The 25186-nt window shown below is 68.5% G+C and carries 24 protein-coding genes; 6 read left to right on the forward strand and 18 right to left on the reverse strand.

Features of this window, described 5'->3' with window-relative positions:
* The first annotated feature begins 147 nt into the window (after positions 1 to 147).
* Complete coding sequence (locus M1203_RS06035; RefSeq protein ID WP_017948713.1) at positions 148 to 351, forward strand: cold-shock protein; 204 nt, start codon at positions 148 to 150, stop codon at positions 349 to 351.
* 2069 nt (positions 352 to 2420) lie between these two features.
* On the opposite strand, the gene M1203_RS06040 is transcribed toward M1203_RS06035, so the two are convergent.
* The 7 genes from M1203_RS06040 to M1203_RS06070 form a co-directional block, all read right to left on the reverse strand.
* Positions 2421 to 3050: a TetR/AcrR family transcriptional regulator gene (locus tag M1203_RS06040; RefSeq protein ID WP_249948540.1), complete on the reverse strand. Its 630-nt coding sequence runs from the start codon at positions 3048 to 3050 to the stop codon at positions 2421 to 2423.
* 272 nt (positions 3051 to 3322) lie between these two features.
* On the reverse strand, positions 3323 to 4678 hold the full coding sequence (locus M1203_RS06045) for a dicarboxylate/amino acid:cation symporter (RefSeq protein ID WP_249948417.1): 1356 nt from the start codon (positions 4676 to 4678) through the stop codon (positions 3323 to 3325).
* Between the two features lie 502 nt (positions 4679 to 5180).
* Positions 5181 to 5435, reverse strand: a complete 255-nt coding sequence (locus M1203_RS06050; protein ID WP_374402120.1) for a DUF4229 domain-containing protein — start codon at positions 5433 to 5435, stop codon at positions 5181 to 5183.
* 140 nt (positions 5436 to 5575) lie between these two features.
* Positions 5576 to 6106, reverse strand: coding sequence for a GNAT family N-acetyltransferase (locus tag M1203_RS06055; protein ID WP_249948419.1), 531 nt, complete (start codon positions 6104 to 6106; stop codon positions 5576 to 5578).
* 49 nt (positions 6107 to 6155) lie between these two features.
* Positions 6156 to 7334, reverse strand: a complete 1179-nt coding sequence (gene mqnE, locus M1203_RS06060) for an aminofutalosine synthase MqnE (protein ID WP_249948420.1) — start codon at positions 7332 to 7334, stop codon at positions 6156 to 6158.
* 52 nt (positions 7335 to 7386) lie between these two features.
* The gene (locus M1203_RS06065) at positions 7387 to 8367 is read right to left on the reverse strand and encodes a zinc-binding dehydrogenase (RefSeq protein ID WP_249948421.1); all 981 of its coding nucleotides are present in this window, start codon (positions 8365 to 8367) and stop codon (positions 7387 to 7389) included.
* Positions 8368 to 8471: 104 nt separating this feature from the next.
* Positions 8472 to 8927, reverse strand: coding sequence for an Lrp/AsnC family transcriptional regulator (locus M1203_RS06070; protein ID WP_249948422.1), 456 nt, complete (start codon positions 8925 to 8927; stop codon positions 8472 to 8474).
* A 121-nt stretch (positions 8928 to 9048) separates the two neighbouring features.
* On the opposite strand from M1203_RS06070, the gene M1203_RS06075 reads away from it, so the two are divergent.
* Positions 9049 to 9204 (forward strand): hypothetical protein, encoded by a 156-nt coding sequence (locus M1203_RS06075; protein WP_249948423.1) that lies wholly within the window; start codon positions 9049 to 9051, stop codon positions 9202 to 9204.
* 50 nt (positions 9205 to 9254) lie between these two features.
* Here M1203_RS06075 and M1203_RS06080 read toward each other — a convergent pair whose 3' ends face one another.
* Complete coding sequence (locus M1203_RS06080) at positions 9255 to 9965, reverse strand: UbiX family flavin prenyltransferase (protein ID WP_249948424.1); 711 nt, start codon at positions 9963 to 9965, stop codon at positions 9255 to 9257.
* 131 nt (positions 9966 to 10096) lie between these two features.
* On the opposite strand from M1203_RS06080, the gene M1203_RS06085 reads away from it, so the two are divergent.
* Positions 10097 to 10711, forward strand: a complete 615-nt coding sequence (locus M1203_RS06085; RefSeq protein ID WP_374402049.1) for a rhomboid family intramembrane serine protease — start codon at positions 10097 to 10099, stop codon at positions 10709 to 10711.
* 17 nt (positions 10712 to 10728) lie between these two features.
* Here the strand turns inward: M1203_RS06085 and mqnP are convergent, their stop codons facing one another.
* Together mqnP and M1203_RS06095 are read right to left on the reverse strand one after the other, a co-directional pair.
* Entirely contained in the window at positions 10729 to 11631 is a 903-nt protein-coding gene (mqnP, locus tag M1203_RS06090) for a menaquinone biosynthesis prenyltransferase MqnP (RefSeq protein ID WP_249948426.1), read from the reverse strand.
* Entirely contained in the window at positions 11628 to 13079 is a 1452-nt protein-coding gene (locus M1203_RS06095; RefSeq protein ID WP_249948427.1) for a menaquinone biosynthesis decarboxylase, read from the reverse strand. The genes mqnP and M1203_RS06095 overlap by 4 nt, the downstream gene beginning before the upstream one ends.
* 166 nt (positions 13080 to 13245) lie before the next feature.
* Here M1203_RS06095 and M1203_RS06100 point away from each other — a divergent pair, with 166 nt between their 5' ends.
* Complete coding sequence (locus M1203_RS06100; RefSeq protein WP_249948428.1) at positions 13246 to 13578, forward strand: PLD nuclease N-terminal domain-containing protein; 333 nt, start codon at positions 13246 to 13248, stop codon at positions 13576 to 13578.
* Positions 13579 to 13754: 176 nt separating this feature from the next.
* Here M1203_RS06100 and ccsB read toward each other — a convergent pair whose 3' ends face one another.
* The 7 genes from ccsB to hemL form a co-directional block, all read right to left on the reverse strand.
* Positions 13755 to 14846 carry a c-type cytochrome biogenesis protein CcsB gene (ccsB, locus tag M1203_RS06105; RefSeq protein ID WP_249948429.1) on the reverse strand — a complete coding sequence of 364 codons (1092 nt, stop codon included), beginning with the start codon at positions 14844 to 14846 and terminating at the stop codon, positions 13755 to 13757.
* Positions 14843 to 16594, reverse strand: a complete 1752-nt coding sequence (locus M1203_RS06110) for a cytochrome c biogenesis protein ResB (protein ID WP_249948430.1) — start codon at positions 16592 to 16594, stop codon at positions 14843 to 14845. Before M1203_RS06110 ends, ccsB begins: the two co-directional genes overlap by 4 nt.
* A 4-nt stretch (positions 16595 to 16598) precedes the next feature.
* Positions 16599 to 17336 carry a cytochrome c biogenesis CcdA family protein gene (locus M1203_RS06115; RefSeq protein WP_249948541.1) on the reverse strand — a complete coding sequence of 246 codons (738 nt, stop codon included), beginning with the start codon at positions 17334 to 17336 and terminating at the stop codon, positions 16599 to 16601.
* Between the two features lie 28 nt (positions 17337 to 17364).
* Positions 17365 to 17985 carry a TlpA disulfide reductase family protein gene (locus M1203_RS06120; RefSeq protein WP_249948431.1) on the reverse strand — a complete coding sequence of 207 codons (621 nt, stop codon included), beginning with the start codon at positions 17983 to 17985 and terminating at the stop codon, positions 17365 to 17367.
* 120 nt (positions 17986 to 18105) lie between these two features.
* Complete coding sequence (locus M1203_RS06125) at positions 18106 to 19353, reverse strand: hypothetical protein (RefSeq protein ID WP_249948432.1); 1248 nt, start codon at positions 19351 to 19353, stop codon at positions 18106 to 18108.
* Positions 19354 to 19575: 222 nt separating this feature from the next.
* Positions 19576 to 20259, reverse strand: coding sequence for a histidine phosphatase family protein (locus M1203_RS06130; protein WP_249948433.1), 684 nt, complete (start codon positions 20257 to 20259; stop codon positions 19576 to 19578).
* Positions 20256 to 21617, reverse strand: a complete 1362-nt coding sequence (gene hemL / locus M1203_RS06135) for a glutamate-1-semialdehyde 2,1-aminomutase (protein ID WP_283958202.1) — start codon at positions 21615 to 21617, stop codon at positions 20256 to 20258. Before hemL ends, M1203_RS06130 begins: the two co-directional genes overlap by 4 nt.
* A 116-nt stretch (positions 21618 to 21733) precedes the next feature.
* Between hemL and M1203_RS06140 the strand changes: the two genes are divergently transcribed.
* Positions 21734 to 22309, forward strand: coding sequence for a hypothetical protein (locus M1203_RS06140; protein ID WP_249948542.1), 576 nt, complete (start codon positions 21734 to 21736; stop codon positions 22307 to 22309).
* A gap of 294 nt (positions 22310 to 22603) precedes the next feature.
* On the opposite strand, the gene M1203_RS06145 is transcribed toward M1203_RS06140, so the two are convergent.
* Positions 22604 to 23143: a flavoprotein gene (locus M1203_RS06145; protein ID WP_249948435.1), complete on the reverse strand. Its 540-nt coding sequence runs from the start codon at positions 23141 to 23143 to the stop codon at positions 22604 to 22606.
* A gap of 291 nt (positions 23144 to 23434) precedes the next feature.
* On the opposite strand from M1203_RS06145, the gene M1203_RS06150 reads away from it, so the two are divergent.
* Entirely contained in the window at positions 23435 to 25132 is a 1698-nt protein-coding gene (locus tag M1203_RS06150) for a hypothetical protein (protein ID WP_249948436.1), read from the forward strand.
* Positions 25133 to 25186 lie beyond the last annotated feature (54 nt).

The following is a 25186-nucleotide window of genomic DNA, read 5'->3' on the forward strand; positions in this document are numbered from 1 at the left end:
GTGCTGCGTGCTAGGCTCGCCGCAAGTTGCAGTTTGGTTTCCCTTGCAGTACAGAGCCTGCGGAGCATGTGACCCGCAGGCTTTTGTAGTTTTCAGACTTCTTTGCAGGTTCTGGAGCAGGGCAACCCTTTGGCCCAAGGAGGGCTTATGGCTACCGGAACCGTCAAGTGGTTCAACGCTGAAAAGGGCTTCGGCTTCATCGCCCAGGACGGCGGCGGCCCGGATGTCTTCGTCCACTACTCCGCGATCAACGCGACCGGCTTCCGCTCCCTTGAGGAGAACCAGGTCGTGAACTTCGACGTCACTCAGGGCCCGAAGGGCCCGCAGGCGGAGAACGTCACCCCGGCCTAGTTGCCCGGGTCGGCGATCGCGTACGACTTACGCAGTAACCAAGGAGCCCTGCTTCCCCACTCGGGTGGGGGCAGCGGGGCTCCTGCCTTTTGGCACTGCTGGTGGGGGTCAGGGCGGAGGGGGTAGTCGGGGTGGGCCGGGGGGTTTGGGCTCGGGTGGGGGCCGCCCCTAGGTTTCAGTTTCGCGGCTCCGGGCCGGGCGTCAAGGGCGCTCCTCCGTCGCGTCGGCTGCGCCGATTCCGCTTCGCTCCACCCTTGACACCCGCCCCTCCACCGCAAGTGCAGCTTTGAGGGGGGCGGCCCGGGGGGAGGGGTCCCCGGGGAAGCACCCATGTGCCGGGGGTCTGTTCCCGGCTTTCAGGTGGGTGGACCCTGCGGGGCTGCGCGGCAGTGGAGTGGGGCGGCCCGGCACCGGCAAAGCGACTGACCGTCGGGAAGTGGCCAGGATTCATGCCCCGCTGGTGGGGGTGTGTGGGTGGTGGGGTGGGTGTGACTGATGAGGCGCTGATTGGGCAGGTCGGAGGCGGTGATGTGTCGTGGGGACGACTTAACCGAACTCAGGACGCATGACCGGCCGGGGAGCCCCCAGAACAGCCCACCAAACTGGGACATAGGGGGCGGGTGACGGGTCCGTCTGCCTCCGTCGACAGGTGCAGGCGACAACGAGCCCGCACAGCGGGGCATAAGTCCCAGCCGCCCACGGGGATCAGTCGCTTTGCCGGTGCCGGGCCGCCCCATTCCACTGCTGCGCCCCACCCACCGGGTCGCAGGCCGGGAACCGGACCGGTCCAATAGACAGGCCCCCCGGGGACCCCTCCCCCCGGGCCGCCCCCCTCAAAGCTGCACTTGCGGTGGAGGGGCGGGGGTCAAGGGTGGGCGCAGCCCATCGGCTTGCCGACGCGACGAAGGAGCGCCCTTGACACCCGACCCGCAACCGCGAAACTCAAAGATCAGGGGCGGCCCCCACCCGTCTCTGGACCCTCCGGGTAACCCCGACTACCCCTCGGTCCTGACCCCAGACCTCGCCCCCGAGCATGTGGGTGGCCGGTCGGAGGCGGTGATGTGTCGTGGGGACGACTTAACCGAACTCAGGACGCATCACCGGCCTGAGGGCCCCGGAATGGCCCACCAAACTGGGACATAGGGGGTGGGTTGCCGGTCCGTCTGCCTCGGCTGACAGGTGCAGGCGACAACGAGCCCGCCCAGCGGGGCATGAGTCCCAGCCGCCCACGGGGATCAGTCGCTTTGCCGGGGCCGGGCCACCCCACTCCACTGCCGCGCCCCCACCCGCCGACCTGCGGTCGGCAACCGGCCTCCAGCACATGGGAGCTTCCCCGGGGACCCCTCCCCCCGGGCCGCCCCCCTCAAAGCTGCACTTGCGGTGGAGGGGCGGGGGTCAAGGGTGGGCGCAGCCCATCGGCTTGCCGACGCGACGAAGGAGCGCCCTTGACACCCGACCCGCAACCGCGAAACTCAAAGATCAGGGGCGGCCCCCACCCGTCTCTGGACCCTCCGGGTAACCCCGACTACCCCTCGGTCCTGACCCCAGACCTCGCCCCCGAGCATGTGGGTGGCCGGTCGGAGGCGGTGATGTGTCGTGGGGACGACTTAACCGAACTCAGGACGCATCACCGGCCTGAGGGCCCCGGAATGGCCCACCAAACTGGGACATAGGGGGTGGGTTGCCGGTCCGTCTGCCTCGGCTGACAGGTGCAGGCGACAACGAGCCCGCCCAGCGGGGCATGAGTCCCAGCCGCCCACGGGGATCAGTCGCTTTGCCGGGGCCGGGCCACCCCACTCCACTGCCGCGCCCCCACCCGCCGACCTGCGGTCGGCAACCGGCCTCCAGCACATGGGAGCTTCCCCGGGGACCCCTCCCCCCGGGCCGCCCCCCTCAAAGCTGCACTTGCGGTGGAGGGGCGGGGGTCAAGGGTGGGCGCAGCCCATCGGCTTGCCGACGCGACGAAGGAGCGCCCTTGACGCCCGACCCGGAACCGCGAAACTGAAACCCAAGGGGCGGCCCCCACCCGCCATCAAACCCCCCGGCCCACCCCGACTACCCCCCGGTCCTCACCCGCACCGGCTCGCCTTCGCCGTCCAGCGTTCCCCCGCCATGAGGTTCCCGAGGCCCGTCCACGCGAAGTTCATCAGCGTCGCCGCGGCCTCCTTCGCCGAGACGCCCGGAGTCTCGTTCGCCCACGCCGCGAGCGATTCGGCGGCGCCCACCAGCGCCTGCGCCAGCCCGGCCACATCCCCGTCGCTCAGATCGGGCGCGTCGTGTGCCTCGCGGGCCGTCGCGCCGATCAGTCCCGTCACATAGGCGACCAGCGCGTCCCGCATCTTCGTGACCTCGGCGGCGAACGGCTCGCCGGACGTACGTGCCAGCCGGTGCAGCACCGCCCAGCCGTCCGGGTTCTCCGCGGTGTGCGCGAAGAACGCCACCAGCCCGGTCCACAGCTGCCGGTCGGCCGGCGCACCCGGCTCGACGCCCGCCGTCACCGCCGCGACCAGCGCCTCCGACTCGCGCCTGATACACGCGATGAACAGCGCTTCCTTGGAGTTGAGGTAGAGATACACCAGCGGCTTCGAGACGCCCACCAACTCGGCGATCTCGTCCATCGAGGCGGCGCGGTAACCGCGCTGTCCGAAGGTGCGCACGGCGGCGTCCAGCATCTGCCGTTCGCGCTCCGCGCGCGGCATCCGCTTGCCCTTGCCGGCGCTCACGGCGCTCACGTCAGACTTCCTCCCGCCCTGCCGGCAGTCCCAACGGCAGTCCCGCCGACAATCCCGCCGTTCCACAACTCCGATAAGCCTACGGTCCGTCGGAAGCGCATAGACCGGCCCCGTGATCTTCCGGCCCTCTCAGACGCACGTCGCCCCCGGCCTCGGCGGAGGCCAGGGGCGATCGAAGTGTGCGATCCGCGTGTGTGCGATCCGCGGGTGCGCGGTCCGCCCTACGCGCGCTACGCGCCTTACGCGGGCACCGGGACGTTCGCCTCGCGCTTGTCCTCGGCGCTGTCGTAGTCGTCCACCGGCGAAGCCGAGGCCGAGTTGTACGCGTCGTGGTCGAGGATCTTCTCGCGTGCCGCGACGATGACCGGGACCAGCGCCTGGCCCGCCACGTTCGTGGCCGTGCGCATCATGTCCAGGATCGGGTCGATCGCCATCAGCAGGCCGACGCCCTCCAGCGGGAGCCCCAGCGTGGAGAGGGTCAGCGTCAGCATGACCGTCGCGCCGGTGAGGCCCGCGGTGGCCGCCGAGCCGACGACCGAGACGAAGGCGATCAGCAGATAGTCCTGGATGCCCAGTTGGACGTCGAAGATCTGCGCGATGAAGATCGCGGCGAGCGCCGGGTAGATCGCGGCGCAGCCGTCCATCTTGGTCGTCGCGCCGAACGGTACGGCGAAGGACGTGTACTCCTTCGGGACGCCGAGCCGTTCGGTGACCTTCTGGGTGACCGGCATCGTGCCCACGGAGGAGCGGGAGACGAAGGCGAGCTGGATCGCGGGCCAGGCACCCTTGAAGAACTGGAGCGGGTTGACCTTGGCGACGGTGGCCAGCAGCAGCGGGTAGACACCGAAGAGCACCAGCGCGCAGCCGATGTAGACGTCGGCGGTGAACGTCGCGTACTTGCCGATGAGGTCCCAGCCGTAGTCGGCGATGGCGAAGCCGATGAGGCCGACCGTACCGATCGGGGCGAGCCGGATGACCCACCACAGGGCCTTCTGGAGCAGTTCGAGGACGGCTTCGCTGAGGGTGAGGATCGGCTGGGCCTTCGGGCCGAGCTTGAGGGCCGCGATTCCGGCGACGGCGGCCATGAAGACGATCTGGAGGACGTTCAGCTCGGTGAACGGCGTGATGACGTCGGTCGGCACGATGCCGGTCAGGAAGTCGATCCAGGACCCGGAGCCCTCGGGCGCCTTGCCGTCCTTCGGGGTGAGGCCGGTGCCCGAGCCCGGGTTGGTGATCAGACCGATCGCCAGGCCGATGGCGACCGCGATCAGCGACGTGATCATGAACCAGAGCAGGGTACGGGAGGCAAGCCTGGCCGCGTTGTTGACCTTGCGCAGGTTGGTGATCGACACCAATATCGCGAAGAAGACCAGCGGGGCCACGGCCAGCTTCAGCAGCTGGACGAAGATGCTGCCGATCTTGTCGAGGGTGGTGTAGAGCCAGCTGATGTCCTGGCTGCGGGCGAGCCAGCCGAGCAGGACACCGAGGACCAGACCGGCGACGATCTGCGCCCAGAACGGGATCTTGGGAATACGGAGGCCGGATCTTGGATCAGCCGGCTTCTCGGGGACGGTGGACGCGGGGTTCGCGGACACGAACACACTCCAGACAGGACGTATCGGGGCCATACGGACAGGGGTGCGGCGCTCGTGCTTCGAAGGACTCGGGAGGGTGAGGACTCGGGAGGCTCAGAACGGGCGCCGCTGCATGATGCCGGGTCAGACCACGCGGCAACAGACCGCGGACATACAGCGGCACAGATCGACATGCAGGCGTGCCACGAGCGGGATGCCCCGGTGGCGGCGGTGACGCACTGCTGTCTTCATATCGAGCACGTTAACACTTGAACTTTGGGAATCTCAAAGGACTTCTTTGGGGCCCAAAGCGCCGGAAAGCGGCCGGGAAGAGGCCGGAAACAGTGGCGGAAAGTGGCCGAAAAAGGCCAGAAAACACGGCACCCCAGCCCTGGAGGGACGGCTCCGGAGCTGGGGTGTGGCGGATGTGAGAAAGCTTACGTGGCGCTTATGCGCTCGGGCGCTTATGCGGCGCTCATGCGGCTTACGGCTCCCACGCGGGCCGCTTGCCGCGACCCGGCGGCTACTGGGCGACGCCGTCCTCCTGGGCGCGGTTCGCCTCCAGCCGCGTCTTCGCGCTGTCGACCTTGCCGACGATCTGCGCGGACATCTCGTCACGCTGCTTGCGCAGCAGTACGAAGCTGAGCGGCGCCGAGATCACGATCGCGAGCAGCAGCACCCAGATGAAGTTGGAGTCGCCGAGCCCCTTGGGCAGCACACCGAACTGGACCAGGCCGGCGACGACCACGAAGCAGCCGACGAAGATGCCCAGACGCATCGCGGTGTACCGGATCGTGGCGCTCGTCTTCGAAACGGTCACAGCGGGCCCTCTCTCTTCCTTCTCTTCCTGGCGTACTGACGTCGCCGCAGGTCCGGCGTCGCGGTATGTCCGAGTCCTACCAGTCAAGCACGGCGCGTTCAGTACCGGTTCAGCGGGAGCAGCATGGTGATGTCGTCACGGTCGTCACCGGGGGCGACCCTGATCGCGTCCGGCACCCGCCCGACCTCCTTGTAGCCGCAGGAGGCGTAGAACCTGTCGACGCCCGTGCCCCCGCGGCAGGTGAGCCGGATCGCCTCGATGGAGTCGATCCCCTGGGCGGCGTCCGCGGCGGCGGCCATCAGGTCGCGGCCGTACCCCTTGCCCTGGTGCCGGGGGTGGACCATCACGGTGTAGAGCCAGAGCCAGTGCCGCATCAGCCGGTGGGTGTTGAGCGTGAGGAACGCCGTCGCGGCGACGGCGCCCTCCTCGTCGTACCCGACCAGCAGTCTGGCCCGGCCCTCGGCCATGGCCGTGAGGTGCTTGACCAGCTCGGGCCGTATGTCGTCCACCGTCACCGGCGGTACGAATCCGACGGCACCGCCCGCGTTGGAGACGTCCGCCCAGAGAGCGAGAAGTCCGTCGCGCAGGGCGGGGTCCACCGCCGGATCCAGCTCGAATATGAGCGCCATCGCGTATGCCCTTCCAGACCCGTACGCAGTCTCGGACCCGTGTACCCGCTCAGACCCGCATGGGCTGCGGGGACTCGCGGCGGTCGGCGTCGGGGCCCGGGTACTCACGGATGATCTCGTAGCGGGTGTTCCGCTCGACGGGCCGGAAGCCCGCGTCGCGGATGAGGTCGAGCAGATCCTCGCGGCCGAGCTTGTTGGGCGTGCCGTAGTTGTCCGCGTCGTGCGTGATCTTGTACTCGACGACCGAGCCGTCCATGTCGTCCGCGCCGTGCTGGAGGGCGAGTTGGGCGGTCTGGACGCCGTGCATCACCCAGAAGACCTTGACGTGCGGAACGTTGTCGAAGAGCAGCCGGGAGACCGCGAAGGTCTTCAGCGCCTCCGCGCCCGTGGCCATGGTCGTACGGGCCTGGAGGCGGTTGCGGATCTTGCCGTCCTTCATGTCCACGAAGTCGTGCTGGTAGCGCAGCGGGATGAAGACCTGGAAACCGCCGGTCTCGTCCTGGAGCTCACGCAGCCGCAGTACATGGTCGACGCGGTGCCGGGGCTCCTCGATGTGCCCGTAAAGCATCGTCGACGGGGTCTTGAGCCCCTTCTCGTGCGCGAGCCGGTGGATCCGCGACCAGTCCTCCCAGTGGGTGTTGTGGTCGACGATGTGCTGACGGATCTCCCAGTCGAAGATCTCGGCGCCGCCGCCGGTCAGCGACTCAAGACCGGCCTCGATCAGCTCGTCGAGGATCTCGGAGGCCGACAGGCCGGAGATCGTCTCGAAGTGGTGGATCTCGGTGGCGGTGAACGCCTTGAGGGAGACCTGCGGGAGGGCTTCCTTCAGCGCGCTGAGCGAGCGCGGGTAGTAGCGCCACGGCAGCGTCGGGTGGAGGCCGTTGACGATGTGCAGCTCGGTGAGGTTCTCGCCCTCCATCGCCTTGGCGAGGCGGACGGCCTCCTCGATGCGCATCGTGTACGCGTCCTTCTCGCCCGGCTTGCGCTGGAACGAGCAGTAGGCGCAGGAGGCGGTGCAGACGTTCGTCATGTTGAGATGACGGTTGACGTTGAAGTGGACGACGTCACCGTTCTTGCGCGTACGCACCTCGTGCGCGAGACCGCCGAGCCAGGCCAGATCGTCCGATTCGTACAGCGCGATGCCGTCCTCACGGGTCAGCCGCTCGCCGGCCCGGATCTTCGCCTCCAGCTCGCGCTTGAGACCCACATCCTGAACAGATGCAGTCATCAGGCCGCCTCCCACTATGTCTGCCAAATCGTGCCAGTCGAGACTACGCCCCTCACGGAACGAGAACGACGCGGCCCATGCTGACGCGCTGTTCGAGCAGGTCATGCGCGCGGGCGGCCTCGTCGAGCGGTACGCGCTCATGGATCACGGGCCGTACGGAGCCGTCGGTGACGAGCCGGACGAGCAGCCGTACGCCCTCCTCCACGAGCGCGGGAGCGCCGCGCGCCATGGTGGCCATGCTGAAGCCCGTCACCTGCCGCATGCCCATCAGATCCATGAGCGGGAGGGCCGGCTGCTCGCTGTCGCCGCCGGACGCGCCGTAGCAGACGAGCCGTCCGTACGGCGCGAGGAGCCGCACGCCGTCGAGGAGCTGGGGGCCGCCGACGCCGTCGAGGATCACGTCAACTCCCTCCGCTCCGGCGGCCTCACGGACCCGCGCGGGCCAGTCGGGCCGGGTGTGGTCGACGGCCGCGTCGGCGCCGAGCGAGCGTACGAAGTCCAGCTTGCGCGGCGAGCCGGCGGTGGCGATGACCCGTTCCGCGCCCAGGGCACGGGCCGCCTGGACGGCGATATGGCCGATCGCGCCGGCGCCCGCCCGCACAAGTACCGTCTCTCCGGCGGTCAGCCGCGCGGTCTGGAGCAGATGCACCGCGACCCGGCCGGTGGAGCCCAGCAGCGTGGCCTCCGCGAAGCCGAGGCCGTCGGGCAGCGCCAGCACGCGCGCGGCGGGGGCGGCCACGAACTCCGCGTAGGCGTCCCGGGCCTGCCATACGACGACCCGCTGTCCCGGCTCGATCCCGGTCACGCGGTCGCCGATCCCGACGACCGTGCCGGCGACATCCGTGGAGGGGCAGTACGGCAGCGGCGGGGCGCCGAGCGGGAACGTGCCGAGGCGGCGCTGTACATCGGCGTGGTCGACGCCGATGGCCGCCGCGCGGACGAGCACGTCCTCGGGGCCGTGGGCGGGCGGCTCGGCCTGCTCGGTCCGCAGGACCCGGGACGGGCCGTACTCGTGGTGACGGACGATGCGCACGCTCGCTTCCCTTTCCTCGGCAACCCTTCTCGGCACGGCCGTCCGATACCGCCCCGGGTCAGGGACGGCATCGGACGGGAGAAGCGAAGTCGGCCCCGGCGGTGTCAGGCCTCCTCGGGCAGTTCTCCCACCCGGTTCTCCCACTTGGTGGAGAGCACGATGGTGGTACGGGTCCGGGAGACGCCCTTCGTACCGCTCAGCCGGCGGATCGTCTTCTCCAGGCCGTCCACATCGCTCGCGCGGACCTTCAGCATGTACGAGTCGTCGCCCGCGATGAACCAGCAGTCCTCGATCTCCCCGAGATCGCGCATCCGGCGGGCCACGTCCTCGTGGTCGGCGGCGTCGGAGAGCGAGATCCCGATCAGCGCGGTGACGCCGAGGCCGAGCGAGGCCGAGTCGACCGTGGCGCGGTAGCCGGTGATGACGCCCGCCGCTTCGAGACGGTTGATGCGGTCGGTGACGCTGGGCCCGGAGAGCCCGACGAGCCTGCCGAGCTCGGCGTACGAGGCTCTGCCGTTCTCCCTGAGGGCCTGGATGAGCTGCCTATCCACGGCGTCCATATGCCTGAAGCCTTCCATTAATCAGCAATCTCGCAAGGTTAGGTGTAGAATCTAAGGCATGCAGGGCTGAAGTCCTGCGAATCTTTTAGACGATCAACGATGATCCTTCGAACTTTCAGGAGTGAGACCCACCGTGTACACGATCGAGATGGCCTACGCCCAGATGCGCTCGCTTCAGGAGCAGGCCAGCCGCTCGCGTGTCCATCAGGCCGTCACCACGGGCCGCGCCGGCGCCGAGAAGGCCGGTCGCTCGCGGCGCCGCGCCAAGAAGCGCTGAGCGGCCACAGCCGAGCGGCCACACCCGACGAGGGCCCTGTCCGCCCTCAATCACCGCGAGAGCCCGCCAAGCTCTCCCTCCCAACGGCGGTACAGCCGGTGCGGCACCCCTGCCGCGTCCAGGACCCGCCCGGCGACGAAGTCCACCAGATCCTGGATATGTGTCGCCCCCGCGTAGAACGCCGGAGAGGCGGGCAGCACCACGGCGCCCGCCTCGTCCAGCGTCACCAGATGTTTCAGCGTCTGCCCGTTGAGCGGCGTCTCCCGTACGGCGACCACCAGCGTCCGCCGCTCCTTCAGGGTCACGCTCGCCGCGCGCTGGAGCAGATCCTTCGAGAGACCGAGCGCCACCCCGGCCACGCTCGCCGTGGAAGCGGGCACGATCAGCATCCCCTTCACCGGGTACGAGCCCGAGGAAGGGCCGGCCGCCAGATCGCCGGCCGACCAGTGCCGTACGTCGTCCGCACCCGCGTCCCGGTCCAGCTTCACCTCGAAGGTGTCCGGCTTGCCGTCCGCGCCGCGCGCCAGCCAGGTACGCAGATCCTCCCGCCAGCGCGCGTCCCTGAAGGCGACGCCCGTCTCGTCGAGCAGGGTCAGCCGCGCTGCCCGGCTGACCACGAGATCGACACTCTCCCCCGCGTCCAGCAGCCCCCGCAGCACGGCCGCGGCGTACGGCGTCCCCGACGCTCCCGAGACACCGACGACCCAGGGCCGCCGGGGCTGTCGCGGGCTGTGCTCGTCTTCGTACGATCCGGGCTTCACGGATCCGAGCCTATCCGGCGGCCCGGGACAGGAACCGGTGACCGTACCCCGGACGTTCACCAGGACAGAAGCACGGGAACACGGACAGGGAGACATCCCGACAGACCAGCAGGGACCAAAGGGGGGCCGCGATGTCGTATGGGACCACCGGCACGACCACACGGAGCCGGACGTCACGGATGAAACCGGCCGCGGCCGTCATGATCGCCTGGGTCGCGCTGCTCTGGGTGCTCGAAGCCGTGAACGGCGCGACGGGATCGCTCAGTACGTACGGACTGAGCCCGCGCGACGTCGGCGAGCTGCGCGATGTCATCCCGATGGCCTTCCTGCACCACGGCTACGACCATCTCGTGTCCAACTCCCTGCCGCTGCTGGTGCTCGGCTTCCTCGCCGCGCTGACCGGTCTGCGGCGGTTCGCCGCCGTCGTGTTGACGATCATGGTCGTCGGCGGTCTGGGCGTCTGGCTCACCGCCGCCGACCACACGGTCACGGCGGGCGCCTCCGGGGTGGTCTTCGGGCTGCTCGGCTATCTGCTGGTGCGCGGCTTCGTCGACCGGAACGCGGTGGACATCGTGACCGGTCTGCTGGTCCTCGCGTTCTACGGCTCGGCCCTGTGGGGCGTTCTGCCGACCAACTCCGCCGTCAGCTGGCAGGGTCATCTCTTCGGGCTGATCGGCGGGGTGATGGCCGCGTTCATGTTCCGCAGGCCGCCCCCGCTGAACGAGCGAATAACGGCCCGGGGCTGACGCCGGACAGCCGGGTCCTACAGCGTCAGGCCGCGCACCAGGAGGTCCAGCAGCGCGGCCACGAAGAGAATTATCCCGATGAAGCCGTTCACGCTGAAGAACGCGCGATTCAGCCGCGACAGATCGCCTGGCTTCACGATCGAGTGCTCGTACAGGAACGCACCGGCGACGACGGCCAGCCCGGTCCAGAAGAACGCCCCGGCGTCCGTGGCCAGCGCGTACCAGACCAGCAGCGCCACGGTCACGGCATGGCAGGCGCGCGCCCCGTACAGCGCCGCCGGGATACCGAACCGGGCCGGTACGGACAGCACGCCGTGCGCGCGGTCCGCCTGGACGTCCTGGCAGGCGAAGATCAGATCGAAGCCGCCGATCCAGATACCGACCGCGAGACCGAGGATCACCGCGTCCCACGACCAGCTGCCGGTGACCGCGAGCCAGGCGCCGACCGGACCTATGGCCTGGGCGATACCGAGGATGGCGTGCGGGAAGTTGGTGAACCTCTTCCCGTACGGATAGACCACCATCGGGATCACGGCGATGGGCGCGAGGGCGAGACAGAGCGGGTTGAGCGCCGCCGCGGCCCCGAGGAAGATGACGACGGCGATGAGCGCGCCCGTCCACGCGGAGCGCACCGACACCGCGCCCGTGACGAGTTCGCGTCCCGCCGTGCGCGGATTGCGCGCGTCGATCTCGCGGTCGATGATCCGGTTGCAGGCCATCGCGAACGTACGGAGCCCGACCATCGCGAGGGTGACCAGCAGCAGCCGGACCCAGTGGACGTTCCCGTCCAGCCGGAACATCGCGGTCAGGGCGGCGATATAGGCGAACGGCAGCGCGAAGACCGAGTGCTCGATCATCACCAGCCGCAGAAACGCCCTGGTCCTGCCCGGTTGCGGTACCGCCGCCGCCGCACTGGTCACAGTCCGTACTCCCGCCACCGCCGGTCGACCTTCGCCGCCGTCTCCGGGTCGGACTCGACCATCTCCGGCCAGCCGCCGTCCCGGGTGTACCCCTCCTCGGGGAGCTTCCTCGTCGCGTCGATCCCCGCCTTGCCGCCCCAGAACTGCTGGTAGGAGGAGTGGTCGAGATGGTCGACCGGGCCCTCGACGACGGTGAGGTCGCGCGCGTAGTCGGTGTTGCCCAGCGCCCGCCAGGACACCTCGTGCAGATCGTGCACATCGCAGTCCGCGTCGACGACCACGATCAGTTTGGTCAGCGACATCATGTGCGCGCCCCAGATCGCGTGCATCACCTTCTGCGCGTGCTTGGGGTACTTCTTGTCGATCGAGACGATCGCGCAGTTGTGGAAGCCGCCCGACTCGGGCAGGTGGTAGTCCACGATGTCCGGCACGATGATCTTGAGCAGCGGCAGGAAGAACCGTTCCGTCGCGCGTCCCAGCGGCCCGTCCTCCGTCGGCGGCCGGCCGACCACGATCGACTGGAGCAGCGGTCGTTTCCGCATCGTCACACAGTCGATGGTCAGCGCGGGGAACGGCTCCTGGGGGGTGTAGAAGCCGGTGTGGTCGCCGAACGGACCCTCGGGCAGCATCTTCCCCGGTTCGAGCCAACCCTCGATGACGACCTCGGCGTTGGCGGGCACCTGGAGCGGCACGGTCTTGCAGTCGACCATCTCGATGCGCCGGCCCTGGACGAAGCCCGCGAAGAGGTACTCGTCGATGTCACCGGGCAGCGGGGCGGTCGAGGCGTACGTCACGGCGGGCGGACAGCCGAACGCGATGGCGACGGGCAGCCGTTCACCGCGCTTGGCGGCCACCTGGTAGTGGTTGCGGCTGTCCTTGTGGATCTGCCAGTGCATCCCGATGGTGCGCCGGTCATGGCGCTGAAGCCGGTAGAGCCCGAGGTTGCGGATGCCGGTCTCGGGGTCCTTGGTGTGGGTGAGACCGAGATTGAAGAAGGAGCCGCCGTCCTCGGGCCAGGTGAACAGCGCGGGCAGCTGGTCCAGATCGACATCGTCGCCGGTGAGGACCACCTCCTGGACGGGCGCGTCCTTGATCTTCTTCGGCGGTACATGCGCGACGGAACTGAGCTTCCCGAACGCCTCGCGCACCCCCACGAAACCCTGTGGCAGCTCCGGCTTGAGGAGTCCGCCGATCTTGTCGCTGATGTCGCTGTACGACTTCAGCCCGAGCGCCTTGAGCAGCCGGCGGTCCGTGCCGTACACGTTCATGGCGAGGGGCATCGCCGAGCCGCGGACGTTCTCGAAGAGCAGCGCGGGCCCGCCCGCCTTGTTCACCCGGTCGACGATCTCCCCGACCTCCAGGTACGGGTCGACTTCGGCCTTGATGCGCTTGAGGTCGCCCTCGCGCTCCAGCGCCCGGAGCAGCGAGCGGAGATCGTCGTAAGCCATGCGGTCCAGTGTGTCATCCTCCCGGGCGCGGTCCGCCGGGGGCTTACCGTCGACCCGGCGAGGCGAGGTGTTGACCGTCCCGGACCGGCTCTGTTCGGTTACTCGCTACCCTGGTGTGGTCAGGGGCCGCGATCCGGTCTCGCTCTCCACTCAAAAGGGGACCTCCATGCTTCGGGTGCTGATGATTCTGGTGCCGTTGGCTCTCAGCATCTATGCCTTCATCGACTGCATCACGACCGATGAGAAGGAGATCCGGTACCTCCCCAAGCCCATCTGGGCGATTCTGGTGCTGCTTTTCCCGTTGGTCGGCTCCATCTCGTGGCTGATCGTGGGCCGGGAGCGGACGAGGGCGGTGCGTCGCGGCGGCTGGGTCGCGCCCGACGACAACCCGGAGTTCCTCAACTCCCTGAAGGAGGACCGGGAGATGGGCAAGGAGAAGGGCACGGAAAGGGGCACGGAGAAGGGTGGCGGCGCGGACGACACCCCGCCGAAGCCCTGAGCTCTGAACCCCGAGCCCTGAGCCCTGAGCCCTGAACTCTGACAGCAACCCTTCAGACGCACGTACGCACATACAGGGGCGCCCCCCGCGGAGTCAATACCGCGGAGGGCGCCTCTTGATGTATCCGGTGCACGCGCATACCGGCGTCGTACGCCCCGGTGCGATACGCCCCGGTGTCAAACGCCCGCGTACGAGTGCTTGCCCGTGACGAAGATGTTGACGCCGTAGTAGTTGAAGAGCCAGCAGCCGAGGGCGATCAGCGCCAGATAGGCGGCCTTGCGGCCCTTCCAGCCGGCGGTGGCGCGGGCGTGCAGGTAACAGGCATACGCGACCCAGGTGATGAAGGACCAGACCTCCTTGGGGTCCCAGCCCCAGTAGCGGCCCCAGGCGTCGCCGGCCCAGATCGCGCCCGCGACGATCGTGAACGTCCAGAGCGGGAAGACCGCGGCGTTGACGCGGTACGCGAACTTGTCGAGCGACGCCGCCGCCGGCAGCCGTTCGAGCACCGAGGTCGCGAAGGAGCCCGGCTTGAGACCGGCGGCGAGCTTCGACTCGTACCGCTCACGGAAGAGATAGAGCACGGTGGTCAGTCCGCCGACGTAGAAGACCGCGCCGCAGAAGATCGCCGTGGAGACATGGATCCAGAGCCAGTACGAATGCAGCGCCGGAACCAACTGGTCGCTGTCGGTGTACAGGACGGTGATGGCGAGCCCGAGATCGAGCAGGACCGTGATGATGAGCGGCAGCCCGATCCAGCGGACGTTCTTCTTCAGCGCGAGGAGCGCGAGATAGACGCCGACGGCGACCGTGGTGAAGGTGATGTTGAACTCGTACATGTTGCCCCACGGCGCCCGCTGCACGGACAGCGCGCGGGCGACCACCCCGGCCGCCTCGATGCCCCAGGCGAGGACCGTGAGGGAGATGGCGATCCGGCCGTACAGATCGCCCTGCGCGTCACCGCCTGCCGCACCGGGGCCGTCCGGCAGATCGCGGCTGCCGCTCGCGGAGCGGGTGATGACCTCCGGCCGCTCCAGGACGGCCGTGGCACCGCCCTCCCGCGTGGACCGTACCGTCACCGGCGCCGCCGCGGACTTCCGTTCGCCGCCGGTCAGCGCGGCGGCGGTCCTGGCGACCTTGCTGCGGCTGCCGAACAGCCACTCGGCCAGATACGCGAGGAAGGCCAGCAGGTAGACGGCCATGGCCGAATAGATCAGCACATTGCTGGTCTGCGCCAGGCTCTCATTGGTTGCTGTGGCGGCGAGATTCACTTCTCAGCCCCTTCAACAGTCTTTTCTGCGGGATCAGGCGCGCTGGGCGCCTCTGAATAGAGGGTGCCGGCCAGCTCGGCCAGTTCCTCGGGGAGCCTGGTGGACTCGCTGCGGCCGAGTCCCGCCATCTCGACGACGGTGACGCCGTCGGCGCCCCGTACGGCCCGGACCCAGACCCGGCGCCGCTGGATGAAGAGCGAGCCGGCCAGCCCCGCGATGGCGGCGACCGCACCGGCGAGGGCCCAGGTGTTACCGGGCTCGTGCGTGATCTGGAAGCTCGCCCACTCCTTGACCTCCTTCTCGAAGGTGATGGAGCCGGCGCCGTCGGGCAGGGTGAGGGAGTCGCCCGGCAGCAGGGTCTTCTTCAGGACATCGCCCTTGGCGTCCTTGAAGGGCTTCATCTTGTCGGTGTTCAGCTGGTACACGTTCTGCGGCAGCCCGGAGTCGACACCGAGACTGCCGTGGTACGCGCCGATGTTGAGCACCGGGAAGTCGAGCGCGGGGAACCGGGAGAACATCTGCCCGGAGCCCTTCCCGCCGTACGTCGGCACGAAGAACGCGGCGAAGCCCAGCTGGTCCTTCTTGCCGTTCTTGTCGCGGTAGCCGTCCATGACCTTGATGGCGCCCGTGGACGAGACGTTGTTGTCGATCGGCAGCAGCGGGACCGCGCCCCGGAAGACCTCCTTGCCGCGGCCGTCCTTGACGGAGACGACGGGGGCGTATCCGTGGGCGATGAGGTAGACCTTCGAGCCGTCGAGCTTGAGGGGCTTGTTGACCTCGATGACCGACTTCTTCTCCGGACCGGTCGCGTCCGTGGTGTACCGGATGTCGGCCTTGAAGGTCCGGGGGGTGCCCAGTTGCGGCCCGCTGCGCTCGTACGTACCCGTGAACGCGTCCAGGGTGAAGCTGAACGGCGTCAGCTCGTCCGTGTCGAAGAGGGAGCCGGACTTGAAGTCGTCGTACTGGGTGAGGGTGTTGGAGAAGCCGTCGCCCTCGACGATCAGCTTGCCGCCCTCGTACTTGAAGAGCTGTCCGCTCGCGAAGGCCACCAGCATCACGATCAGCGCGATATGGAAGGCGAGATTGCCCGCCTCTCGGAGATAGCCCTTCTCGGCGGCGACCGCGTCACCGACGGTGTGCGCCCGGAAGCGGCGCTTCTTGAGGATCGCGAGCGCGGCCTCGCGGGCCTCCTCGGGGTCGGCGGTGGTGCGCCATGTCGCGTACGCGGGCATCCGGTTGAGGCGCTTGGGCGCGCCCGGCGGGCGGCTGCGCAGCTGGCCGACGAACTGCCAGGTGCGCGGGACGATACAGCCGATGAGGGAGATGAACAGCAGGATGTAGATCGCGGAGAACCACACCGAGCTGTAGACCTGGAAGAGCTGGAGGTTCTCGTAGATCGGCGCGAGCGTCTCGTGCCGCTCCTTGAAGTCCTGCACCTTCATCTCGTCGATGCCGGTCTGCGGGATCAGGGAGCCGGGGATGGAGCCGAGGGAGAGCAGGAAGAGGAGGATCAGCGCGACGCGCATGGAGGTGAGCTGGCGCCAGAACCAGCGGAGCCAGCCGACGATCCCGAGGGTGGGGCCGCCGATGACGGTGTCCTCGCGCTCTTCGCGGGGGGCGGTGGAGAGGGCGCGGGCTTCTTGGGCTTCACGGGCTTCTCGGGCCTTTTGGGCTTCTCGGGCCTTTGGGGCTTCCCCGGTGTCGCTCCCGGTGCCGGTTCCCGTGTCGTTCATGGACGCCTTGCTCATGGAACTAGATCCCCACCGTGAAACCGTCGGACCAGGTCTGCATGTCCTGCACGATGCTGTCCCACGCGCCGGTCAGCAGCGCCAGCCCGGTCAGGATCATCATCGCGCCGCCGATGCGCATCACCCATACGTAGTGGCGCTTGATCCAGCCGAACGCCCCGAGCGCCTTGCGGAACGCCACCGCCGCGAGCACGAACGGCACTCCGAGACCGAGGCAGTACGCGACGGTCAGTATGGCCCCTCGGCCGGCGCTCGCCTGGTCGAACGCCAGGGCGTTCACCGAGGAGATGGTCGGCCCGAGGCAGGGCGTCCAGCCGATCCCGAAGAGCGCGCCCAGCACGGGCGCGCCCGCGAGGCCGGTCACCGGACGCTTGTGGAAGCGGAACTCGCGCTGGGTGAGCCAGGGCATCATCCCCAGGAAGAAGACACCCATGAGGATCATCAGGACGCCGAGGACCTTGGAGAGTACTTCGCGGTGTTCCTGGAGAGTCCCGCCGAAGTAGCCGAAGAGCGCCCCGCCCGAGACGAAGACCGCGGTGAAGCCGATGACGAAGAGCGTGGCGCCGACGACCATCCGGCCACGCCGGGCGTCCGCCAGATCGGTGCCGCTGACGCCGGTGACATACGAGAGATAACCCGGTACGAGCGGCAGCACGCACGGCGAGAAGAAGGAGATGAGTCCGCCGAGCAGGGCGATCGGCAGCGCGAGCAGCAGCGCTCCGCTGTAGACCGTCTCATTCATGCCGGGGGCGGCGAGAACCTGCACAGGATCACTTCTCCGCGATCAGCGGGTCGATCATCTTGCGCAGCTTCTCCTCGTCGAGCGCCATCAGTGCGCGGGCCGCGATCTTCCCGTCCCGGTCGAGCACGATCGTGGAGGGGATGGACTGCGGGTTGAGACTTCCCTTGGGGAAGCCGTTGACGATGAGCTTGCCCGCCGGGTCGTACAGACTCGGGTACGGGACGCCGTAGTCCTTCTCGAACGCGAGCGCCGGGCCCTTGTTGGCGTCCCGGGTGTTGATCCCGACGAACGCCACGCCCTTCGACTCGGTCTCCTTGGCGACCTTCGCGAAGTGCGGGGCCTCGGCGCGGCAGGGCGGGCACCACGAGCCCCAGACGTTCATCACGACGATCTTGCCCTTGAGATCGGCCACATCGAGCTGCTTGCCCTCCAGGGTCTCCCCGGAGAGCTGGTTGACGGGCTTGCGGTCGGCCGCCGCGACGGTGGAGATGCCGCCGGTGTTGGTGACGAAGTTGGTGTCACCGCCGCCGCCGGACTTGCCGCCGCCCCCGCAGGCGGAGAGCGTCAGGGCCGCCACGCCCACGACAACCGGTGGGAGGGCGCGGAATCGTCGCTCGGAGCGGCGTCGGGGAGCGCGGCCTGAGTTCATGTGAAAAGTTTCGCATGGGCGTTTCAGGGATCTTGCGCACCCCCCTGGCTGCCCGTAAAGCCCGTTGTAAAGAGTGGCGGGCGGGCAACAGCCGGGGGCTGCACAAGCGACCTGGCCTTCTCAGGCCTTGAAGAAGGTGTTCCAGCCGCCGACGGGAGCCTGGCCGACCTCCAGGGTGCGGAGTTTGTCGAGTACGGCGGGGTCCTGTGCGTCGAGCCAGTCGGTGAACTGCCGGAACGAGACGAGCCGTACGTCCTTCTTGCCCGCCATCCCCTTCAGCGCCTCCTCGACGGCATCCATATAGATCCCGCCGTTCCACTGCTCGAAATGGTTGCCTATGAAGAACGGCGCGCGATTCGACTCGTACGCGCGGTTGAAACCGCCGAGATACGCGTCGGTGGCCTGCTTGCGCCACTCCGCGTAACGCGAGGTCATGCCGTTCGTCGAATTCCCCGACTGATTCGCGAGGATGTTGTAGTCCATGGAGAGGACCTCGAAGGTGTGCCCGGGGAACGGGACTTGCTGAAGCGGGAAATCCCAGATGCCCAGCTTCTTGTCCGGCCACCGCTGCGTGCCGCCCGGCGAACTCGCGTCGTAGCGCCAGCCCAGCTTCCTCGCCGTCGGCAGCAGATTCTCCTGGCCGAGCAGACAGGGCGTACGGCTGCCTGTCAGTTCCTTGCGGTAGTCGAAGGGCAGCGGGTCGAGTTCGGTCCAGCCGCTGTTCGTACGCCACTCGGTGACGAAGGACACAGCCTGGTCTATCTCGCTGCGCCACTGCTGCGGGGTCCAGTCGCCGACGGTGCCTGAGCCGGCGCAGAAGTGCCCGTTGAAGTGCGTCCCGATCTCATGCCCGTCCAGCCATGCCTGGCGGACGTTCTTGAGGGTGTCCTTGATATGGCCGTCGGTGAGATAGCCGATGTCGGAGGCGCCGACGGGGTTGTTCGGCGGGCGGTAGAGCGTCTTCTTCGATTCGGGCAGCAAGTAGAGGCCGGAGAGGAAGAAGGTCATCGCCGCGTCGTGGTTCTTGGCGAGTTCCAGGAAGCGCGGGAAGAGACCGTTGCCGACCTCGCCCGCCCCGTCCCAGGAGAAGATCACGAACTGCGGAGGGGTCTGGCCGGGCTCCAGGGGGACCGGGGCGGGCGGCTGGTGCGGCTGCTTTCCCGTGTCGGAAGTGGAACCGTCCCCTATGAGCCGGACCTCTTTACCGAGGGGACTGGCACTGCTCGTCGCGCCTGCGCCCGCACCGCCCTTGCCCACCTCCGTGTGCCGGACCGTGCCGCTCCCGCCGGTGGAGCAGCCCGCGATTCCGATCGCGGCAGCCGCTCCAATTCCCGCTCCGAGAAGACCCCTTCGGCTGATCTCGCGCATACCGTTCCCATCCGCGCTCGTCTGTGCGTATGCCGCTCATAAAAGTCTTACAAGCGGCAACACAGGAGATGAGGTGGCGAACGTGGAGGTTCCAGCACTTGTCATATCTTTACTTATCTTCGCTGATGTGCCGATGTGCCGATGCGCTGATGTAACGACAGATATGACAGATATGACAGATATGACAGGGGCGATCAACGGATTGCGAGCATGCGGATCCGTTCAGGCACCGAAGGCCTTGGCGCCGCCCTTGACGGGCCGGGCGCCGGCGAGCAGATGAGCCGGGACGAGATCGCGCGCGGGCTCGGAGTAGCCGACGGAGACGATCTTGTCGCCCTGATAGGTGAAGCTGGTCAGGGACGCGAGCGTGCACTGCCGACGGCGCGGGTCGTGCCACAGCCGGCGCCGCTCGACGAAGCTGCGCACGATCCAGATCGGCAGCTGATGGCTGACGGCGACCGCTTCGTGCCCGCGGGCCGCGTCGCGCGCGGAGTTCAGGGCGCCCATCATCCGTACGACCTGATCGATGTACGGCTCGCCCCAGGACGGCCGGAACGGGTTGGTGAGATACCTCCAGTTGCCGGGCTTGCGCAGGGCGCCGTCACCGACCCCGAAGGTCTTGCCCTCGAAGACGTTCGCGGCCTCGATCAGCCGGTCGTCGGTGTCGAGGGTCAGCCCGTGGCTCTTGGCGATGGGGGCCGCGGTCTCCTGCGCGCGCTCCAGGGGGGAGGCGACGACGTGAGCGATGTCACGGTCCGCGAGATGCTCGGCGACCCGGTCGGCCATCCGCCTGCCCAGCTCGGAGAGGTGGTAGCCGGGTCGTCTGCCGTAGAGGACACCGTCGGGGTTGTGCACTTCGCCGTGGCGCACGAGATGGACGACGGTGATCTCTTCGCTCTTGCTCATGCGGCGCTCTCCGGGTCGGCGGGCTCGGTCGGGGTCGGCTCGGGGGCGGTCGCTTCGGCGGCGGCGCGGGCGGCGGCCGGCAGCGCGGCGGCGATCCGCTCGATCGCGCGCTCGTCGTGTGCGGTGGAGACGAACCAGGACTCGAAGGAGGACGGCGGCAGATAGACGCCGTCGGCCAGCAGCGAGTGGAAGAAGGGGGTGAAGCGGAACGACTCCTGCCGCTTGGCGCCCTCGTAGTCGTGCACCTCGTCGGCCGTGAAGAAGACGGAGAACATGTTGCTCGCCGTCTGCACGCGGTGAGCGACGCCCTCCTTGCTGAGCGCCTCCGTCACCAGCCCCTGGATCTGCCGCGAGACGGCGTCGATCTTCGCGTACGCCGCGTCGTCGAGCAGCCGCAGCTGCGCGAGGCCCGCGGCGGTGGCGACCGGGTTCCCGGAGAGCGTGCCCGCCTGGTAGACGGGGCCCGCCGGGGCGAGCCGCCCCATGACATCGGCACGCCCGCCGAACGCGGCGGCCGGGAAACCGCCGCCCATGACCTTTCCGAAGGTCATCAGATCGGGCACGACACCATCGACGCCGTACCAGCCGGCCTTCGACGTACGGAAACCGGTCATCACCTCGTCCGAGATGTAGAGCGCGCCATCGGCGGCGCAGATCTCCTTGAGCCCGGCGTTGAACCCGTCCCGGGGCGGTACGACGCCCATGTTGCCGGGCGACGCCTCCGTGATCACACAGGCGATCTCACCGGGGTGCGCGGCGAACGCCCGGCGCACGGCGTCGAGATCGTTGTACGGCAGGACGATGGTGTCCCCGGCCTGCGCGCCGGTCACCCCGGGGGTGTCGGGCAGCCCGAGGGTCGCGATTCCGGAGCCGGCGGCGGCGAGCAGCGCGTCGACATGCCCGTGGTAGCAGCCGGCGAACTTCACCACCTTCGCGCGCCCGGTGAAACCGCGGGCGAGCCGGATGGCGGACATGGTCGCCTCGGTCCCGGACGACACGAGCCGTACCTGCTCGACGGGGGCGACCCGGGCGACGATCTCCTCGGCGAGCGCCACCTCGCCCTCACCGGGCGTACCGAAGGACGTACCGCGGGCGACAGCGGCCTGGACCGCTTCGATGACCTCCGGATGGGAATGACCGAGAATCATCGGACCCCAGGAACATACGAGGTCGACATATTCACGGCCGTCCGCGTCGATGAGGTACGGACCATGCCCGGACACCATGAACCGGGGCGTACCGCCCACCGCGCGGAAGGCACGGACGGGAGAGTTCACGCCGCCGGGTGTCACGAGGGCGGCGCGGTCGAAAAGCGTCTGCGAAACTGGGGCGTCATAGGGGAAGCTCACGGAATCCATGGTGTCAGAGGCTCGGACGTTCTTGCGGACAGGTGTTTCACCGGACGTTCGTGGGGGAGGTCACTGTCACGATGATCGGGTTGCGCGGCCATGGCTGCGAGTGGTCGGGTGGAGATATGCATCGCGGTGGCGGACTGGGCGAGGGAACCGACGACCTCGGTCCCGAGCCTGCCCGGCGTGGAAAGCATCGACGGCGCGAACGTGAGGCGCGGGAGCAACCTCCGGGAAGGCCGGAAAGCAGGAGTGGTGGCCGGGTGGGGGTGACCTACAAATACTTCGGCGCGCCCGACGGAGCCACGGCCGCGCGCGTGCCCATTTCCATGCGCCCGGAGGAGCTGGGCGGCGATGAGCTCGGTATGAACGGCATGTTCACCAAGATCAAGCCGGAGACGATAGCGGCGATGGTCCTCACGGGCATTCAGGGCATGCCCCTGTACAAAGTGCCCCCGCTGGAACTGGTCGTGCTGCATCCCGATTACGCGGTGGTCAAACTCCCGATGACGGTGGTGGACCCACTGCGCGGCATCGGCGAGGAATCCGTGGGCGCGGCGGCCTTCATCTGGTCGACGGTCCCGGACAGGGGCGGCCCGAGGGACGCGTACAACGTCTACCAACTGCTGCACCAGTGGCAGGACTTCAGCCATCGCTTGCATGAGGCGGGGCATCAGCCTTATTGCTTGGTGTGGCCCTGACGCGGGGTTTCGTTCTCAGCCCGATCCGATCGGATTAGCGCATCCGGTCGGATCAGTTGCTGAGCAGGAGCCAGCCCCCGAGGCCGCCGCACATGCTCGCGTTGAAGGTGCCGGTGCGGTAGCCGGGCGGGACGGGCGTGCCGGGGCAGGCCCACCCCGGGCCTCCTGGGCGGCGGCGACTGCCGCACGATGGCCGCGGCCGGGCTATAGAGCGCGGATGACCTCAGTGGGAATCGGCGCGGCTGGTCAGCACCGGAGGGGATGCCTCGTCAACCTGGCCGAGAACTGAACTGATCAACCTCGGGACGATATCGCCGGAGCGAGCAGTTCCAGCGCCTCCTCCCAGCGGTATTGGTCCGCGCCTCCCTCCGACGTCGGGTCATGGGGCCGGTACGAACCGATGAGCACGCCCATCTCCCGCAGCCGCGCCAGGCTCGCGGAGTACGCGGGGTGCGCGGCCATCGCCGCGTTCATGTACGGGAGGACCGCCGTCGGGATGCCCAGTCCGTACGCCTCGCACAGAATCCCCAGGGCGAGGGTGTCGGAGATCCCGGCGGCCCACTTGTTGATCGTGTTGAAGGTGGCCGGCGCGACCGCGATGGCGTCCGGGGGCGGTAGCGGACGGGGGTCGCCTGGGCGGCGCCAGGCGGAGCGGATCGGATAGCCGGTCCGCGTCTCCACCGCCTCGGTGTCGAGGAAACCGAGGCCCTGCGGGGTGGCGATGACGCCCACGTCCCAGCGCCGCTCCCGCGCGGCGGTGATCAGCTTGCCGACGTCGCCCGCGATCGCGGACGCGCACACGACGACGTACAGGAACGGCTTCTCCGCGGTCATGTTCCCGACCCTAACGGCCGGTCAGGCATGGACCGTTGTGAGACCGCCCCGCGGCGGGGCTCCGGCGGGCTCGGGAAGCGCGACGGCACGACGGTCGCGCCCCGTCCCCGAGGAGTTCACCCAACTGTCCGCCGGGCGCCACTTTTCGCAGGTAGGAGGGGGTGCGCCCGGCTGAAACTGGGCCCGCCGGGACCCCTCAACTGGGCCCGGGGACCCTGCGTTTGGGCCCGGCCCAATCCATACGCTGCTCTCGCTCGGGGGATGGCGGACGGTGTGGGGCGAGGAGAACCGATGAGCGGCATGAGGGGCGACGAGAGGCTGCGCAGATGGCACAGGCGAAGCCGGGGGCTGGTCGACAGAGAACGTCTCGACCGGGGGCAGGGCGGCGCCGAGTACGCCGCGATGGTCGGTGTCGTCTCACTGGTCGTCGCGGCGATCGTCGGTCTGAGCGTCCCCGCCGACACGGCGACCGGACTGAAGAGCGCGGTGTGCCGAATACTCCACCCGCTCAGCGGCGCCGAGGCGTGCTCCTCCGGCGACTACGCGGGCGACGGGAAGGGCGGCGACGGCGGGGGCGGTGGCGGAGGTGGCCCCGACGATCCGTTCGTACCCAACGGCGACCCGTTCGAGCCCGCACGCTGTCTGCTCTCCCAGGACCAGACGAAGACCACCGTCGTCATCCAGATCATCTTCATCAAGATCAGCAGCTCGGAGACCGTCAAGCTCCAGCAGTGGTCCGACGGCACCGTCACCCTGGAACGCGTGACGGAGACCTCGGGCGGGGTCACGGCGAGCATCTCCGCGGGGATTCCGGGCCTGAAGGACTGGGGCGGCAGCGCCAAGCTGAGCGGCACGTATCTGGCGGGCAGCGGCAGCGGCGGGCAGTGGCTCTTCAACGGGAACAAGACCGGGGACCCCCAGGCGGATCTGGAGGCCAACCTGAAGGACGCGCAGCAGTTCGCCGAATACCTCAAGGCGATGGACGACTGCAACAGCCGGCCCGCCGGACCACGCTCCTCCGAGCTGGGCATGATCTGCGGCTACCACGCGAACAAGAAGAAGCCCGACCTCGATCCGGAGAGGGCGCCCGACGTGGACATCACCAAGACGTCCATCGAGGCGTCCGGCAACGCCAGCTTCGGCGGAAAGTTCAAGGGCAACGGCAAGAGCGGCAAGGACTCCGGGAAGAGCGACGGCCCCAAGGATCTCGGCAAGATCTCCGGCGAAGTGCTCTCCGGCACGATGACCGAGGACGTCGTGGTCATGCGCGCCCAGAACGGACCGAACGCCGGGAAGATCACCTTCATCTACACCTTCACCGTCAAGGGCTCGGCCGGCATAGGCGGGGTCGCCACCGGCGAGAAGATGCAGCAGGTGGCCGTCACCTACGACGCGGCGGCCTACGACCAGGAGGAGAAGGACGGCGCCGAGCACCACCCCGAGAAGCTGGTCATCACCACGAGCCAGGAAGCCGGGGACGGCACGGGCCTCAAGATCGAGGCAGGCGCCAACGCCGGTCCCGTGACGATCGACGTCGGTGGTGGCGGCGGATCCACCAAATCACAGATCCACACCGAGTCGGCCGAACTCCTCCTCGACAACGACACCGACAGCACCATCGTCGAGGACTGGCTGCGCGGAAAGGGCAACCCCGCCAAGAACCCGCTTCCCTCCCCCTCGGACGCGGCCGAAGTACCCGACTCCGACGCCAGCGACCTCGAACGGCTCCTGCACGACAAGGGAAAGCTCAGCAAGCTCGACTACAACGCCAACACCGACTGGTGGAACGCCTCGCTCGGCATCGGCTTCGGCATCTCCGCCGGACAGGTCAGCTTCGGTTTCAAGATCTTCGGGATCGACATCACCCACGAAGAGAAGAACCAGACGATCACCGGCGACCCCAAATACGCCACCGGCCCGCAGAACGGCGGCGCGCGCCCCTGGGTCGAATGGAAGAACTGCACCAAGACCAAGCCCATCCCCACCTGACCGACCTGACCGGCCTGACCGGGGCAACCTGACCGGGCCTGACCGGGGGCACGT

Origin of the sequence: Streptomyces sp. 35G-GA-8, from assembly GCF_023534745.1 — a bacterium.
In the GTDB taxonomy this organism is placed as follows: Bacteria; Actinomycetota; Actinomycetes; order Streptomycetales; family Streptomycetaceae; genus Streptomyces.